The 15,817-nt window shown below is 57.4% G+C and carries 12 protein-coding genes; 9 read left to right on the plus strand and 3 right to left on the minus strand.

Features of this window, described 5'->3' with window-relative positions; genetic code table 11:
* Positions 1 to 276: 276 nt before the first annotated feature.
* A complete protein-coding gene (locus LA321_RS15710) occupies positions 277 to 480 on the minus strand; it encodes a hypothetical protein (RefSeq protein WP_026457241.1) in 204 nt (67 codons plus the stop codon).
* 618 nt (positions 481 to 1,098) lie between these two features.
* Between LA321_RS15710 and LA321_RS15715 the strand changes: the two genes are divergently transcribed.
* From LA321_RS15715 to LA321_RS15750, 8 genes are all read left to right on the plus strand, one after another.
* Positions 1,099 to 2,091, plus strand: a complete 993-nt coding sequence (locus tag LA321_RS15715; protein WP_042069253.1) for a Wadjet anti-phage system protein JetD domain-containing protein — start codon at positions 1,099 to 1,101, stop codon at positions 2,089 to 2,091.
* A 370-nt stretch (positions 2,092 to 2,461) separates the two neighbouring features.
* Positions 2,462 to 3,649, plus strand: a complete 1,188-nt coding sequence (gene ygeW / locus LA321_RS15720; RefSeq protein WP_042069255.1) for a knotted carbamoyltransferase YgeW — start codon at positions 2,462 to 2,464, stop codon at positions 3,647 to 3,649.
* Positions 3,650 to 3,807: 158 nt separating this feature from the next.
* On the plus strand, positions 3,808 to 5,007 hold the full coding sequence (gene dpaL / locus LA321_RS15725) for a diaminopropionate ammonia-lyase (RefSeq protein WP_042069256.1): 1,200 nt from the start codon (positions 3,808 to 3,810) through the stop codon (positions 5,005 to 5,007).
* A 144-nt stretch (positions 5,008 to 5,151) separates the two neighbouring features.
* Positions 5,152 to 6,369, plus strand: a complete 1,218-nt coding sequence (locus LA321_RS15730; protein ID WP_042069257.1) for a YgeY family selenium metabolism-linked hydrolase — start codon at positions 5,152 to 5,154, stop codon at positions 6,367 to 6,369.
* Positions 6,370 to 6,466: 97 nt separating this feature from the next.
* Complete coding sequence (gene hydA, locus LA321_RS15735) at positions 6,467 to 7,879, plus strand: dihydropyrimidinase (RefSeq protein ID WP_042069259.1); 1,413 nt, start codon at positions 6,467 to 6,469, stop codon at positions 7,877 to 7,879.
* 142 nt (positions 7,880 to 8,021) lie between these two features.
* On the plus strand, positions 8,022 to 8,954 hold the full coding sequence (gene arcC, locus LA321_RS15740) for a carbamate kinase (RefSeq protein ID WP_042026097.1): 933 nt from the start codon (positions 8,022 to 8,024) through the stop codon (positions 8,952 to 8,954).
* Between the two features lie 186 nt (positions 8,955 to 9,140).
* Positions 9,141 to 10,064 carry a DMT family transporter gene (locus LA321_RS15745; RefSeq protein ID WP_042069261.1) on the plus strand — a complete coding sequence of 308 codons (924 nt, stop codon included), beginning with the start codon at positions 9,141 to 9,143 and terminating at the stop codon, positions 10,062 to 10,064.
* Positions 10,065 to 10,208: 144 nt separating this feature from the next.
* Positions 10,209 to 12,371 carry a hypothetical protein gene (locus LA321_RS15750; protein WP_042069262.1) on the plus strand — a complete coding sequence of 721 codons (2,163 nt, stop codon included), beginning with the start codon at positions 10,209 to 10,211 and terminating at the stop codon, positions 12,369 to 12,371.
* Positions 12,372 to 12,415: 44 nt separating this feature from the next.
* Here LA321_RS15750 and yqeB read toward each other — a convergent pair whose 3' ends face one another.
* Both yqeB and yqeC read right to left on the minus strand, forming a co-directional pair.
* The gene (yqeB, locus tag LA321_RS15755; protein ID WP_042069264.1) at positions 12,416 to 14,008 is read right to left on the minus strand and encodes a selenium-dependent molybdenum cofactor biosynthesis protein YqeB; all 1,593 of its coding nucleotides are present in this window, start codon (positions 14,006 to 14,008) and stop codon (positions 12,416 to 12,418) included.
* Positions 14,009 to 14,050: 42 nt separating this feature from the next.
* A complete protein-coding gene (gene yqeC, locus LA321_RS15760; protein WP_042069266.1) occupies positions 14,051 to 14,884 on the minus strand; it encodes a selenium cofactor biosynthesis protein YqeC in 834 nt (277 codons plus the stop codon).
* A gap of 73 nt (positions 14,885 to 14,957) precedes the next feature.
* On the opposite strand from yqeC, the gene mocA reads away from it, so the two are divergent.
* Entirely contained in the window at positions 14,958 to 15,563 is a 606-nt protein-coding gene (mocA, locus tag LA321_RS15765; protein ID WP_224212275.1) for a molybdenum cofactor cytidylyltransferase, read from the plus strand.
* The last annotated feature ends 254 nt before the right edge of the window (positions 15,564 to 15,817 follow it).

Consider the following 15,817-nt stretch of genomic DNA (forward strand, 5'->3'; position numbering starts at 1 on the left):
GCGATGGCCGGGGATATCAATTCACCAGCGGCCCTTATCGCTATGATTGTGACGTGACCGTGATAGGAGAGCCTGATAGCTCGCTCGGGATGCTGGTGGTCTATAAAGACGACGTCGAGATAGTGCGCCAGCCGATGTTAAAGAGCGAATAGCCATCTCAATGCCACGACGGCGTTTCTCGCCATATCCCTGAAGCGGCCAACAGGCCGCTTTTCTATTTCCGTGGTTTGCGTGCGAGTGTGCTCGACAAGTTGTTTGATATGACCCACATGCCCGTCAGCCCTGTGGCACCCTGACTCCTTTATCGAGATAGAGACTGCTGTAGTGGGCGCGGTGGGTGATAAACATGATCTGATGGCGGCTGCCGTCGGAGAGAATGATAAAGTCCCCGGCGAGAGCGGGGCTTTGCAGGCTGATCTCTTGCTCCGGGGCGGTCAGGCGATCGGCTTCATCCTTGAAGGTGAGGGTGTAAGAGTACATATGGCGCTCCACAACAGGCTCATATCAAACACATCATCAAGGCTAGTTCGTGATAACGCCGTGCGCGGCGCCCGTTCGGCGCTCTTGCCCTTTATTTATGGGCAACCCGCGGCGGCTGGTGTTATTTGAGGATATGCGGCAATAAAAAACCGCCAGCTGGCGGTTTTTCTTATCGCGTAGCCCTTACTTCAGAGCCTTCTTCAGCTTCTTGATCTTGCTCTCGTGCTTGGCAATCTTGTCGAGGCGGGCGGCGATCTTCTTCTTGATCTCTTTCTTGCTGACTTTGGCCATCGGTGGCGCTCCTTTGCTGTGATGACACCTCGGTGTCGTGGTGGATCTTTCCCTGAGATTGGCCAGAGTGCCACAAGCGGGTTGCCCGGGCCACCCATAGCCGTTTCTTTTTGTTGAAAAAATAGTCTATTTCGCAGCTGTGGGGGATTGGGTCAGGGATGTTGACTGCCGCGTACCTGTGCTTTTTCCGGTTGTCAGGGGGCGTTACGGCAGTGACCAGTTCAGGACATCGAAGGAACAGGTCTACCACTGCGAGGCAAGTCACGGTAACGGCCTGGAAAATCACATCTACTTCTTCATATGAAGCTGATGTGAGGGGGCTGCACCATGTCGTTATTTGCGGAAAAGCGTATACAAGGTCTCTGTGCCAGGTTGCTCGATAGTCATAACGAGAAGGGATGTTCATTTGATAGCAAGCATGGTCGTGAACTGCTGATCCGACTGCAGGCGGTTGACGGGATCAGGCCGGTTGGACGCAGTGCCCGTCATGTGTTGACAGAGGCAGGACGTGATTATCTCGTTAGACAACTGGCCCTGGTGGTCTCTGTGGCATCTGATAAACGTGAGCATTTGCAGACCCTTGGAGTGACACTGCCTTCGTATCTTAATCAGGCCAGTTTCCATGCCCTTTGGCATGGCGATAGCAAATATCCCCGCAGTGATAACTCGGCCAGCCAACTGCCCATCAACATGGTACTGACACAGGATGAGGTACTCCGTCTGCGTACGTTGGACCCGATAGTCTTTGTTGATCACATTGGCCTGCGCCACGACATGACAGAATCCATGAGGCTATTGGGTGAGCTGGCCTTACCTGAGCGAGCGCTGGCAACCCTGACTGCCGTTGATTGGCTGGGGACGCAAGTTATCACGGTGGAGAACAAGGGGGCTTTTGTCGATTACCCGTTACAAAGGGGTCAACTGTTGTTGTTTGCGCCGGGCCGTAATACGAGTCTGGCCAAACGGTGTATCCCTTTATTACCTGACTCTGTTCAGTGGGCTCACTTTGGCGATCTGGATCAGCGTGGCGTTGATATTGCCGTGGAGTTGGCCCGAGATCTCAATCGCCCGGTAATGCTTTGGTTGCCCTGTCAGTTAACACTTTTCCTGCAACATTACGCTCGTCCGGTATGTGGTCTGTTAACCGGGGATGACAAGGTTCCCTGGCGTTCGTCGGATTTCGCCGTGGCTGCGAGCGAAGCGGACAAGGTTGGCACAGGTTGGTTAAACGAGTTGCGGCAACAAGATAAGTGGTTGGAGCAAGAGGTATTGATCGTAGCGTCACACTGGCGAGCCTGGCTCCTTGTGAGAGGGGAGTGATGAGGCTCGTATTCTCATAATGATAATGGCAGCCCCGCCCATATCATTTATGTTCCACATCGCGGGGCCCTGATGATAATTCCTGGCTGGCAGGAGGCGTTTTTATCAATCTTGATTCATGCACTATTCACGGCAAATGACAGAAGCCGCTGACGTGATTGGATAACTCTCTGAAATAATCGTTATTTTTGTGCCGTTCATCACATACTTTTTCCTTTTCTTATTATTCCCCCGCCTTTTTTTAATCTGGCACGCTTATTGATTATCTCTTGTCGACGCTAACCGATGAGCTCACCCACAACCGTGACGCTGGTGACATCGTGAGTGAAAGGGGAGCTATCCATATATCATCCAATGATTGGGGCGAACGATGAAAGCAGTTAACGATTTAATCAAAGAGATAAAGGCACTCAACTCCAACCTGCACGAAAAAGATTTTCTGCTGACCTGGGAGCAAACCCCGCAGGAATTGGAATTGGTATTGAAACTGGCCGAATCCCTCAAGACCCTGCGCGCCGAAAATATTTCCACCAAGCTGTTTAACAGCGGGCTCGGTATCTCGGTTTTCCGCGATAACTCCACCCGGACCCGCTTCTCTTACGCGTCCGCCCTTAATCTCCTTGGCCTGGCCCAGCAGGATCTGGATGAGGGCAAGTCCCAGATAGCTCACGGTGAGACGGTGCGCGAGACCGCCAACATGATCTCGTTTTGCGCCGACGCCATCGGCATTCGCGACGACATGTATCTCGGGGCCGGCAACGCCTATATGCGCGAAGTGGGGGCGGCGCTCGACGAAGGGTTCGAGAAGGGGGTGCTGCCCCAGCGTCCGGCCCTGGTCAACCTGCAGTGCGACATTGATCACCCGACCCAGTCCATGGCTGATCTCGCCTGGTTGCAGGAGCATTTCGGCAGCCTGGAAAACCTCAAGGGCAAGAAGATTGCCATGACCTGGGCCTACTCCCCGAGCTACGGCAAACCGCTCTCGGTGCCGCAAGGCATCATCGGGCTGATGACCCGTTTTGGCATGGACGTGACCCTGGCCCATCCCGAGGGGTATGACCTGATCCCGGATGTGATCGAGGTGGCCAAAGAGAACGCCAAGGCCTCCGGCGGCAGCTTCCGTCAGGTCACTTCCATGGAAGAGGCGTTCAAGGATGCGGACATCGTCTATCCGAAGTCCTGGGCGCCCTACCAGGTGATGGAACAGCGCACCGAGTTGCTGCGGGCCAATGACCACGCCGGCCTCAAAGAGCTCGAGAAACATTGCCTCGCGCAAAACGCCAAGCACAAGGATTGGCACTGCACCGAAGAGATGATGAAGCTCACCAAGGGGGGCGAGGCGCTTTATATGCACTGCCTGCCGGCGGATATTTCCGGCGTCTCCTGCAAGGAGGGTGAGGTGACCGAAGGGGTATTCGAGAAATATCGTATCGCCACTTATAAAGAGGCGAGCTGGAAGCCCTATATCATCGCCGCCATGATCATGGCCCGCAAATTCTCGGCGCCTGCCGAAACCCTGGAAAATCTTATCAAGGAAGCGCAAAAGCGCGTCAAATAATGGCAAGTCGGGCAGGGGGGTTATTTCACCCTGCCCACTGCAACAGAGCATTTATTATCGCGAGTCTTCTCCCCGGATAGCCCCTTGAATAAGGTCTCTCCGGCGAGATGGCTCTTGGTGAAGTGACTCTTCGTGAGGTCACTCTTTGTGAGGTCACTATGTCCCAATTTTCTCTGAAGATGGATATTGCGGATAACCGCTTTTTTACCGGAGAAACATCCCCGTTATTTTCCCGTGTCGAAGCACAAAAGGCCCGTGCATTTCATAAAAAACTGGCCGGATATGAACCGACACCGCTCTGTGATTTGAAAGCACTGGCGGATTATGTCGGGGTGAAAAATATATTGGTCAAGGACGAATCCAAACGCTTTGGTCTCAACGCCTTCAAGATGCTGGGGGGCGTCTATGCCATTGCCAACCTGCTCTGTGAAAAATACGGGGTGGCCATCGAGGATTTCACCTTCGATCTCATCAAGCGCACCATCAAGGAGCCGATGACCTTCGCTACCACCACGGATGGCAACCACGGCCGTGGCGTCGCCTGGGCCGCCAAACAGGTGGGCCAGCATGCGGTGGTCTATATGCCCAAGGGCTCGGCCCAGGAGCGGGTGGATCACATCCTGAACCTCGGCGCCGAGTGCATCGTCACCGATATGAACTATGACGATACCGTGCGCCTCACCATGAAGCTGGCCGAAGAGCGCGGCTGGCACATAGTGCAGGACACCGCCTGGGAGGGGTACACCAGGATCCCGACCTGGATCATGCAGGGTTACTCCACCCTGGCCGATGAAGCGGTCGAGCAGATGCAGGCCATGGGCATCCAGCAGCCCACCCATGTACTGCTGCAGGCCGGGGTCGGGGCCCTGGCGGGCGGCGTGCTCGGCTATCTGGTGGACTGTTTCGGGGCAAGAAACCTGCACAGCATAGTGGTTGAGCCGGATCAGGCCGACTGCCTCTACCGCTCCGGCGTGGCCGGCGAGATGGTCAACGTGGGGGGCGACATGCGCACCATCATGGCCGGGCTTGCCTGCGGTGAACCCAATCCCCTCGGCTGGCCGCTGCTCAAGCACTGCACCACCCAGTTTGTCTCCTGTCACGACAAGGTGTCGGCGCTCGGCATGCGGGTGCTCGGCAATCCCCTTGGCGACGATCCCCGCATCATCTCGGGCGAATCCGGCTCGGTCGGCACCGGGTTGCTGGCGGCGGTGCGCCACCACCCGCAGCGGGATGCCCTGATGGCGCGGCTGGGGCTCAATCAAGATTCAGTGGTGCTGCTGATCAACACCGAAGGGGATACCGACGTGGCCCACTACCGGGAGGTGGTGTGGGAAGGCAAGCACCCCGCCTGCGAGTAACCCCGGCTGCGAGCCACTTCCTGCAAGAGCAGAGACACGAATTGAAGCATTGATCGCGCCCTGTTAACGGGGCGCGGTGAAGGGTCAGGGCGGGGCTGGCAAACAGGCCAAACCTCGCACATCAGGTTGTTATGGAGGATCACAATGAGCAAGCAAATTCCGTTTGAAATGGTGTTGGAGAAGGCCTACCAGTACAAGGTCGAGATGAGCCAGTTCCTGCGCGACATGATCGCCATCCCCAGTGAAAGCTGCGACGAGAAGAAGGTGGTGCTGCGCATCAAGCAGGAGATGGAGAAGGTCGGCTTCGACAAGGTCGAGATTGACCCCATGGGCAACGTGCTGGGTTATATCGGCCATGGCCCGCATCTGATTGCCATGGATGCCCACATCGACACCGTGGGGGTTGGCAACATGGCCAACTGGACCTTCGACCCCTATGAGGGGATGGAAGATCACGAGATCATCGGCGGGCGCGGCGCCTCGGATCAGGAAGGGGGCATGGCCTCCATGGTCTACGCCGGCAAGATCATCAAGGATCTGGGGCTGGAAGATGAGTACACCTTGCTGGTGACCGGTACCGTACAGGAAGAGGACTGCGATGGCCTCTGCTGGCAGTACATCATAGAGCAGAGCAAGATCCGCCCCGAATTCGTGGTCAGTACCGAACCGACCGACTGCAACATCTATCGCGGCCAGCGCGGGCGCATGGAGATCCGCGTCGAGGTGCAGGGGGTAAGCTGCCACGGCTCGGCGCCCGAGCGCGGCGACAACGCCATCTTCAAGATGGGCCCCATCCTTGGCGAGTTGCAGGAGCTCAGTCACAACCTCGGCCATGACGACTTCCTCGGCAAGGGCACTCTGACCGTCTCCGAGATTTTCTTCACCTCCCCGAGCCGCTGCGCGGTGGCGGACAGCTGCGCCGTCTCCATCGACCGCCGCCTCACCTGGGGCGAGACCTGGCAGGGGGCGCTTGACGAGATCCGTGCATTGCCGGCCGTCAAAGCCGCCGGTGCCGAAGTCTCCATGTACCAGTACGACCGTCCGGCCTATACGGGTCTGGTCTATCCCACCGAGTGTTACTTCCCGACCTGGAAGGTGGAAGAGGATCACATCACGGTCAAGACCCTCTCCAAGGCCTACCGCGAGCTGTTCCGCAAGGAGCCGGTGGTCGACAAATGGACCTTCTCGACCAACGGGGTCTCCATCATGGGTCGTCACGGCATTCCGGTCATCGGCTTTGGCCCGGGCAAGGAGCCGGAGGCCCACGCCCCGAACGAGAAGACCTGGAAGGAGCATCTGGTCAAGTGCGCCGCCATGTATGCGGTGATCCCCATGCTCTATCTGGCGGAGCTGGACAAGTAAGCAAGGGGCAGGGATGTCGGCATCCCTGCTACCAACGATATGCCCCGCCCAGGCGGGGCTTGGTGCGTGAAGGGCAACAGGAGTTGAGGGGGAGCGGATGAAACGGCTCATCAAGAACGGCATCCTGGTGGATGCGCAGGGGGAATATCGCCAGGATCTGCTGATCGATAACGGGGTGATCCGGGCCCGCGCCGCCCATATACAGCCCGATGACGAGACCGAGGTGATCGAGGCCGACGGCTGCTACGTGATGCCGGGGGGGATTGACGTCCACACCCACTTCAACATCGATGTGGGCATGGTTCGCAGCTGCGACGACTTCTTCAGCGGTACCCGTGCCGCCGCCTGTGGTGGCACCACCACCATCATCGATCACATGGGATTTGGCCCGGCGGGGTGCAACCTGCATCACCAGCTGGCTCGCTATCACGATTATGCCGCCGATCAGGCGGTGATCGATTACGGTTTTCACGGCGTCATTCAGCATGTGGATGACGACATTCTCCACGAGATGGCCGCCATGGTGCAGGAGGAGGGGATCAGCAGCTTCAAGCTCTATCTCACCTACCGTTACAAGCTGGGAGACAGCGACGTGCTGCGCGCCCTGGCCCGCCTCAAGGAAGTGGGGGCGCTCGCCACCGTGCACCCCGAGAACGATGCCGCCATCGCGGCACGCCGCGAGGCTCTTTTGACCGCCGGTCACCACGAGCCCTGGTATCACCCCCAGAGCCGGCCGCTTGCCTGCGAGGCGGAGGCCATCAGCCGGATGATCAATCTGGCGGCGCTGGCGGGCAATGCGCCCCTTTATATCGTTCACCTCTCCAATGGCCTGGGGCTGGAGTACCTCAAGCTGGCGCGCCGTCAGGGCCAGCCGGTCTGGGTGGAGACCTGCCCGCAATATCTGCTGCTGGATGAATCCTGCTACCACCTGGAGAACGGAGTCGACTACCTGCTAAGCCCGCCGCTGCGTGGGCGTTGCGAGCAGGACAAGCTGTGGGTTGGGTTGGCGGCCGGCGATATCGATACGGTGGCCACCGATCACTGCAACTTCTCCCACGCCCAGCGCATGACCCTCTCGGGGGGCGATTTCAGCCGTTGCCCCAATGGCTTACCCGGAGCCGAGAACCGCATGCTGCTGCTGTTTGCCCACGGGGTGCTCGGCGGGCGCATCACGCCGTCCCGCTTCGTGGCCTTAACCAGCGCCAACCCGGCGCGCCTGTTTGGCCTCTGGCCACGCAAGGGCAACCTGCAACCGGGGGCCGATGCCGATCTGGTGGTGATGGATCCCCGCGGTGAAACCCTGATTTCCCATCAACAGCTGCACGACAACGGCGACTACAGCCCCTACGAGGGGATGCGCTGCCAGGGGCGGATCAGGCTGACCCTGAGCCGCGGCGAGATGGTCGCTCGCGATGGCGAGTTTCTGGGGCGGCGCGGCTATGGCCGTTTTCTGGCCCGCGCCCCCTTTGCCCCCGAGCTCAATCCGCTCCTGTATCCGGCGCCGCACTAGCATTTTGAGAACACCGCCTAGGGGCGCCTGCCCGTGGGGCGAGAGCCCCGCATGTTGGCAGAACAGTTTTTTCATAAAGAGATAGATGAACACAAAGGGAGCCGACCGCGCGCCGGCTTCTCCCATCACTGGAGAGCACAAGATGAAACAGCGAATCGTACTGGCCCTTGGCGGCAACGCGCTGGGCAACAACCTGCCTGAGCAGATGCAGGCGGTGCAGGGCACGGCGCGGACCATCGCCGACCTGATTGCGAAGGGGCATGAAGTAGTGGTGACCCACGGCAACGGCCCGCAAGTCGGGATGATCCAGCAGGCGTTCGAGGTGGCGGCCCGCCACGACGAAAAGGCGCCCCATCTGCCCATGTCGGTCTGCGTGGCCCTGAGTCAGGGTTATATCGGTTATGACCTGCAAAACGCCCTGCGCGAGGCGCTGCTCGAGCGCGGTATCCATAAGCCGGTTGCCACCCTGGTGACACAAGTTGAGGTGGATAAAAACGATCCCGCCTTCCTCGACCCGAGCAAACCCATCGGCGGCTTTTTCAGCAAGGAGGAGGCCGAGGCGCTGATGGCCAGGGGCGAACGTCTTAAAGAGGATGCCGGTCGCGGCTATCGCCGGGTAGTGGCGTCCCCCAAACCCGTCGACATCATCGAGAAGGAGACGGTCTCGGCCATGCTGGCGGCGGGGCAGGTGGTGATCACGGTCGGTGGCGGCGGCATCCCTGTGCTGCGCGAGGGGAACCACCTGCGCGGCGCCAGCGCGGTGATCGACAAGGATTGGGCCAGTGCCAGGCTAGCGGAGCTGATTGATGCTGACATGCTGATCATCCTCACCGCGGTGGAAAAAGTCGCCATCAACTTCGGCAAGCCCGACGTGCAGTGGCTCGACACCCTGAGCGTGGCGGATGCCCGGGGCTTTATCGAGCAGGGGCAGTTTGCCAAGGGTTCCATGCTGCCCAAGGTGGAGGCGGCGCTTTCGTTTGCGAGCTCCATGCCGGGGCGCAAATCTCTCATCACTCTGCTGGAGAAGGCGGCCGAGGGGATCGCCGGCAAGACCGGCACCCTGATAAGTCAGTAGGCTCGATCTTGTCAGCACAAACAGGGGGCCATCGGCCCCCTTTCTGTTGGCTGGCGCAAGGGATTGGCAGACGGGAAAAATAAGTCGGCAAGTTGTGATCCGCGATGGGCAGGGTGACAGGAGCGGCGTAAGATGGCTCCCCAAAAAGCGGGCTGATTGGCGATAGAAGAGGCAACAAGGCAAGTAATGAGTAGCAAGATCAACATGGCGGCGCTGGGGGGATTGGTTCTGCTCACCGCCATCTGGAGTTACAGCTGGATCGTGATGAAGCAGGTGATGCTCTACGCGGGGGCCTTCGAGTTCACCGCCCTGCGCTGCCTGTGCGGCTCTTTGGTGTTGCTGCTGGTGCAATGCCTGCGTGGCCGCAAATACCTTAAACCCACTCCGTTTCGCTACACCCTGGCCATCGGGTTGTTCCAGACCTGCGGCATGGTGGGGCTGGCCCAGTGGGCCCTGATCAGCGGCGGGGCGGGCAAGGTGGCGATCCTGAGCTACACCATGCCGTTCTGGGTGGTGATCTTCGCGGCGCTCTTTTTGGGTGAGCGGATGCGCCGACTCCACTACGTGGCGGTCGGGGTGGCCGCCTGCGGCTTGCTGCTGGTGATCGAGCCCTGGCAGCTGCACCTCGACTCCATGAAGAGCGCGTTGCTCGGGATCGCTTCCGGCATCTGCTGGGGGATCAGCGCCATCATCGCCAAGCGGATGTATGCCCGTCATCCCACAGTGGATCTCATGTCCCTCACCACCTGGCAGATGATCTACGCCACTCTGGTGATGGCGCTGGTGGCGGCACTGATGCCGGAACGCCCCATCGACTGGCAGCCCTATGTGTTTGGCGCGCTCGCCTACAGCGCCATTTTCGCCACGGCGCTGGCCTGGAGCCTCTGGCTGTTTGTGCTGAAAAAACTGCCGGCGGGGATTGCCGGGCTCAGCACTCTGGCGGTGCCGGTGAGCGGCGTGCTGCTCTCCTGGTGGCTGCTCGGGGAAAACCCGGGGCCGGTGGAGGGGAGCGGCATCGCCCTTATCGTACTGGCGCTTGTCGTCATCAGCCGCAAGGGCAAACGCTCCGTGGTGTCGGTGGCGGGGGAGACCCGGGTCAAGCAGGGTTGAGTCGCGCTGGTTCTCAAACGTGGATGCTGGCAGTAGAGACAAATCGTATTTGTAGTGAACTCGTCTGGTTGTAAACCAATAGTCAGATGGTATTAAATCCAAGCAATGATAATTGGTCATTGCCTTCGGTTCAGGGAGACAAGGATGTCAGTAAAAAATGGAACGGTTGACAAGTGTCGTATCTATTATCAGGATGTTTATGTTGGAGCACTTGCAAAAGGAAATACACCTGCAACGGCGTTGGATGAATGTTTTCATCATTTCCTCGACCAACGGCCAGTATCTGCTAGTGGTGAAGTCAGGGCACAGGGTATAGCAGCTGCAACATTTTGGGGTGAAACAGACGTAGTCACGCATGCTTCCTTATCTGCTCTGGTGCTAAGCCGGGTTTTGTATTTTGATGATGGTTTGTCCATCAACCAGGCTAATGTATTTGCAGAGACTATTCCTGACGTTTTTCGACAAGCCATTCGATATGCCAAAGTTTTTACAAAACCACATTCTCAGTTATGGATTAGCTTGCAGGAAAATCAACATGACAAGGAGTGGAAAATATTTTTTGCTGTTTGTTATAGATTGATGGAACAATTGGGGCCTTATCAAAAAACAATCAATGAAATGGAGAGGCAGCTTGCACAACTTTCTATTATAGAATTTTTATCCTATCTCAGCGTTTCTGCCTATCATGAATTGGCGGAAGGGGATGCTAGGAACGATAGATTATGGAATGCCTATCAGAGAGTTATTTCCAACAAGCTTAGTAAATGTAACGGAGGGGACTTCAATCTTGATGAGGCTCGCCTTGGTGCATCATTGAAACGTCATCTTTCTCCCATGTTGTTTCTCTCTTCAGCTCCTGTAACTGAGTGCCTGCAAAATATGACGGCGATACGCAGCCTCCTCTCGGCTATGCAGGAGCTGATTGATTACGAAGCATCGATAGATTGGTTTTGTTTTGATCATGAATGTCGATATCAGTTTAAGCCAGATCAGCCAGTCATTTATCATGAGAGCGATGCTCATACGCTTTCGTGGTATCATACTGATCAGAAGCAGACTGCACTATGGATCTATTGGCTTAATCGGGGGGTTGATGCGTTCATCCATTCAGGTAAAGCTGGCACCATAATTGGTCGACCTGAGAACCATGAGATGAATCAATTCGCCTATATCAAGGCTCTAGGGCATGAGTTGCGGTTACGCGAGGTATATGGATTAACGCAAACCGTTCAATCATCCAATGGTGTTCGGGCAGACCTTTTTCGCCTTCTGCTTGCCAGTGAACTTACAACGGCATTTTTCCAACGAGAGTATATTGACGAGTTTCAGAAAATATATAGCCAGTGTGGCACAGTGATAGGAGCGTTGGGGCGACTGGCATTCAATGGAATATTATCAGGGCAGAATCGTTTCCCCATGACTTGGTCTGAAGAAAAAACTAAAATAGAGTCAATTATTGGTTGGACGGTATCAGAACAGCTACCCACCGGAAGTCATGAGGTCGCCAAGGCGATTTTGGATTTTTGGACAAACGATTTGAGTAAATTGGCAGAAAATATAAAGCAACAACGGCATCTCCCTGTTCCAAGGTTATATGAACTACCATATTACAAAATTGGACGATATCGTTTCCAGTTTCCATGGGTGGTTGGACAGCAAAACAATTTAACTGCCACAGTCAACAATTTGAGGCGAATTGGCGCTCGGCGGTTAGGGCAAAATGATGAAACCAAGCGTGTAGAAATAGAACTGGCCAATCAATTGCGCCAACGAAATTTCAATGTGGTTAGTGGATTTCAACCTGCGCGCACCGTATTGGAAGATCCTGGCGAGATCGATATCGTTTGTCACCGAGATGGGGTTTTATTGTTGCTTGAGGTCAAGTCTGGTTATATTCGTTCAACCAGACATGAAATTTGGCTGCACAGAACCAATACGCTTAGGAAGGCGGCTTGCCAATTGAGGCGAAAAAAAACGGCATTATATGAGGCCTTGCAAACTGACACTGCCTTATGCAATCAATTGGGTATTGCATGTACAACCGACTTGTCCTTCCATTGCTGGATTGTAGATACCTCTATCGAGTTTGATCAACAAATTGTGGATGGCTTCCTAGTTGCGTCTTTGGAGTCGTTAGTCGTGACGCTACGTGATGAGGCGCATCTTTTATTTCCTTTGGATGAAAGAAATGACTATTCCATGTCATCACTTTTTCCAGGTGGGTTTACTGCGCGAGAATGGGTTCAATGTGTGGAGAATGGTTCTGTATGGAAAAATATTGGTAAGCTGGATCAGCTTCAAATATAAAGAGGGCCCGCCATTATGGCGGGCCCTGTTGTCTTTGTGTCTGCTTATCTGCGCTGGGCCAGGTGCATCATGGCTTCCAGCACGGCGCCGCCGATCGCGCGGGCCTTGTCCGACACCGTAGTGGCATCGGCCCGCTCACCTCTGGGGTCGATATCCCCGATCTTGAAGCCTACCGGTACCTCGATGCCGTCACTCAGCAGCCCCCGCACCATGCCTGACAGCGGCGCGATAATGGGAGCGTCCCCCACGTGGGCGATCACGTCCCCCTCCTGCACCAGATCGCCGAGTTTGATCAGGCTCTTCATCACTCCGGGGGCGGGGGCACGCACCACCCGGCGGGCTGAGTGCCCCTCGATGACCCCGGGAATGCCGGTATTGGGCTGGGCGGGGCCCTGATAGATGACCCGGCCCAGATGGTGGCCGCGGTTGGTCTCGATCACCGCATCGCAGTCGCGTCCCGCCTCAAAGCCCGGGCCGAGGGCCACCGTGATGGGGGCCATCTCCCTGTGGGTGCCAAGATTCTGCTTGGCGAGGATGGCATCCACCAGGTAGCGGGGCTTGAGATCGCGCAGGGTGGCGCCCTCGGGGTCCACCAGCAGGGGGATGATCCCCTGCTCCAGCAGCGCAAAGGCCTGCTCGACACTCTCGGCCCGCTTGGCGCGCACTCCCTCGACGCAGGTCTCGCCGTCAAACATCGCCTGAGCGAAGGCGACGGTACGGCGGATCACCGTGGGCTTGTCGAGATCCAGCATCACCACCTTGAAGCCCGCATTGTGCAGGCGTAGCGCCACCCCGGTGGCGATATCGCCCGAGCCGCGCATCACCACCAGCCGATCCTGTTTGAGGCGCACATCGTCCTGCATCAGGCCGCCCGCCTTGCCGTTTTTCACCTGCAACAGTTCGGCGAGGATGCTGATGGCGATCTCCTCCGGGGTCTCGGCCCCTATGTTGTAGCCGATGGGGGCGTGCAACTGCTGCAACTGCTCCTGACTCACCCCTTGCTGGCGCAGGGCTTGAGTGAAGGTTTGCACCTTGCGCTTGCTGGCGAGCAGCCCCAGGTAGGCGAGGGGACGGGTGATGAGCCGATCCAGCGCCTCCTTGTCCTGATGGTTGGTGGCGATGATGACGAAGTTGGCGGGCTCGATGGCCAGCGCCTCGATGACGGCGCTGATGGTGTCGGCCTGCTGAAGATGAGTGCCTGCGGGGAAGAGTTCGGGATTGAGGCTCCCTTCAAAACAGTCGCCGACATGGATATCAAAGCCAAGCGGGGCCGCCGCGTGAGCGAGCGCCCGATTGACATGACCGGCGCCGATGAGCACCAGCCGGGGACGCAGGCCGTAGACATCGATATAGACCGACATGGCGCCGCCGCAATCCGAGCCCACCGCATGTTCGCCGTTGCGGGCCATCCGGCCGTGGAAGATGCGCGGCTTGCGCTCGGCAATGGCGGCGATCGCCTCCTCGATCACCCGTCGCTCTATCATGCCACCCCCTATGGTGCCGTGGATCCGGCCATCTCCCTCGATCAGCATCTGGGCCTGATGGCGCGGGGTGGAGCCGCGGCTCTCGATGATCCTGGCCATGGCGAACGGGGTGTTGGCTTGTTCCAGCCGGGCGGCGTGTGCAAACAGATTCATAAGGTACCTCTTGTTATCCTTAACCAGACCGGGACCTGGTGGCTAAACCGGCTCTCCGGGTATGAGCGCGATGGCGTGGCGGATGGCTTGCGGTTCGCGCACCGCCCCCTGCCAGATGGCGTGAAGTTCGGGATGACGGGCCAGCAGGTTTATCAATGGCGGCTGCCATGACGCCTCATTTTGATAATCACCGTTGATAAACCAGATCCGTCGCGCCCTTGCAGGGGTGCCCTTGAACACCCCGTCGGGGTGGGAGAGCAGCCTATCGAACAGCGGCCAGTTCAGCGGTTCACCTGGCGCAATCCCGCATAAAGCCTGAAGCTCGGCCCAGCGGTGGATCTGCGCCGGGTCGGCCTTTGCCCCTACCATGGCGCCGCCCACCAGGGCTATCACCCAATCACTGCTTCCTGGAATGCAAGGTTCGTGCAAAGCCGGCACTTTCAATAACTTGTGATGGGCGCCGTCCGCCTCGACCAGGATGATGTCGAAGCGCTGCTGCCCCTTGATGAGATCCAACTGCTGGGGCGTGGGACCCGCTACCTTGCCGCTGGCCTGCTCGATATGGCTGAACAGGGCGACCAGGGCCGGGCCATCGGGCAGTTGCTGGCAACGGGTCAGCTGGCGGACCGGATCTGCTTCGATGATCAATTCCCGATAGTGGGACGGGGAGGGCAGAAACATCCGGGTGGTGGTGGTGATCAGCACCTTCTTGCCCTGTTGATGGAAATAGTCGGCCAGCCAGAACAGGGTGCTGGTTTTACCGCCGGCCCCGCACAGACTAATTAATGTGGTATGGCTATCACTATTTTTTATGAGCTGGCCTAATAATGAGGAAATATCCGGAAAGGGGATCGATACAGGAGCAGGTAATGACATGGTGATGTCCGAATTAAATAAAGAAGGATGCGAGAAACAGTCTGCCAATCGAAAAGAATCGTGCGACTGCGTAATGACGGCGGCGGGATTGTCCTCCCGAATGGGTAGCTGGAAAATGATGCTACCTTACGGTTCGGGGACAATACTTGATGCAAGTCTCAAAAATGCCCTGGCTTGTTGTGAGCGGGTCATTCTGGTGGTGGGATATCGCGGCGACGAGCTGGTGGCCCGTTATGGCGGGCGGCGCGATATTCAGATCGTGAATAATCCCGACTATGAACAGGGGCTGGGCAGTTCCATCCGCTGCGCCCTGGCAGCGAGTGAGGCGGACTACCTCTTTATCAGCCACGGGGATCTCCCCTGCATTCCTCCTTCCGTGTTCCAGACGCTCTGGCAGGCGCGGGGAGAATATGCACTTTTTCCGACCTGGCAGGGGGAGGCGGGTCACCCGGTATTGTTGCCAAAATCCCTTGCCAGGGCGCTGGCGGCGGCTCCGGCGCAAGGTTCGGTGCGGCGCTGGCTGCAGCAGCACCCTCACCGTCTGGTGCCGGTCGACAGCCCCGCCATCCTGTTTGATGTGGATACGCCGGACCGTTATCAGGCTCTGCTGGCGCAGGCGCCGACAGCAGGTGCTGAGATGCCCGCATCCACTCTTAAGCAAGCCTGCCTGACAAAGTAGCCGCAGCTCATCTCTTGCTTTTCCTTTATTCCGGCAGCATCCGTGCATCTATATATGGCGGCCGACAGGGGCGCCATTATCGTGATAAAGGCGATAATTTTGGCCGTATCAAAGTGATATGGACACCTGCCTGATTTGATAGCCATCATTTTTTATCACGGTATGCCTGAATATATTTTCGGGTGAGTGATAACCACTCTCATTTAATATGGCGGGTCAATTGCCTGTCATTTTCATTAATTGGAGCTGCCTCA

Origin of the sequence: Aeromonas enteropelogenes, assembly GCF_020097295.1 — a bacterium.
Classification (GTDB): domain Bacteria; phylum Pseudomonadota; class Gammaproteobacteria; order Enterobacterales; family Aeromonadaceae; genus Aeromonas; species Aeromonas enteropelogenes.

Bases quoted from the DNA above. Each gene is read 5' to 3' on its own strand.
- LA321_RS15710 (WP_026457241.1), bottom strand. From the start codon at position 480: ATGTACTCTTACACCCTCACCTTCAAGGATGAAGCCGATCGCCTGACC.
- LA321_RS15715 (WP_042069253.1), top strand. From the start codon at position 1,099: ATGTCGTTATTTGCGGAAAAGCGTATACAAGGTCTCTGTGCCAGGTTG.
- ygeW (WP_042069255.1), top strand. From the start codon at position 2,462: ATGAAAGCAGTTAACGATTTAATCAAAGAGATAAAGGCACTCAACTCC.
- dpaL (WP_042069256.1), top strand. From the start codon at position 3,808: ATGTCCCAATTTTCTCTGAAGATGGATATTGCGGATAACCGCTTTTTT.
- LA321_RS15730 (WP_042069257.1), top strand. From the start codon at position 5,152: ATGAGCAAGCAAATTCCGTTTGAAATGGTGTTGGAGAAGGCCTACCAG.
- hydA (WP_042069259.1), top strand. From the start codon at position 6,467: ATGAAACGGCTCATCAAGAACGGCATCCTGGTGGATGCGCAGGGGGAA.
- arcC (WP_042026097.1), top strand. From the start codon at position 8,022: ATGAAACAGCGAATCGTACTGGCCCTTGGCGGCAACGCGCTGGGCAAC.
- LA321_RS15745 (WP_042069261.1), top strand. From the start codon at position 9,141: ATGAGTAGCAAGATCAACATGGCGGCGCTGGGGGGATTGGTTCTGCTC.
- LA321_RS15750 (WP_042069262.1), top strand. From the start codon at position 10,209: ATGTCAGTAAAAAATGGAACGGTTGACAAGTGTCGTATCTATTATCAG.
- yqeB (WP_042069264.1), bottom strand. From the start codon at position 14,008: ATGAATCTGTTTGCACACGCCGCCCGGCTGGAACAAGCCAACACCCCG.
- yqeC (WP_042069266.1), bottom strand. From the start codon at position 14,884: ATGTCATTACCTGCTCCTGTATCGATCCCCTTTCCGGATATTTCCTCA.
- mocA (WP_224212275.1), top strand. From the start codon at position 14,958: ATGACGGCGGCGGGATTGTCCTCCCGAATGGGTAGCTGGAAAATGATG.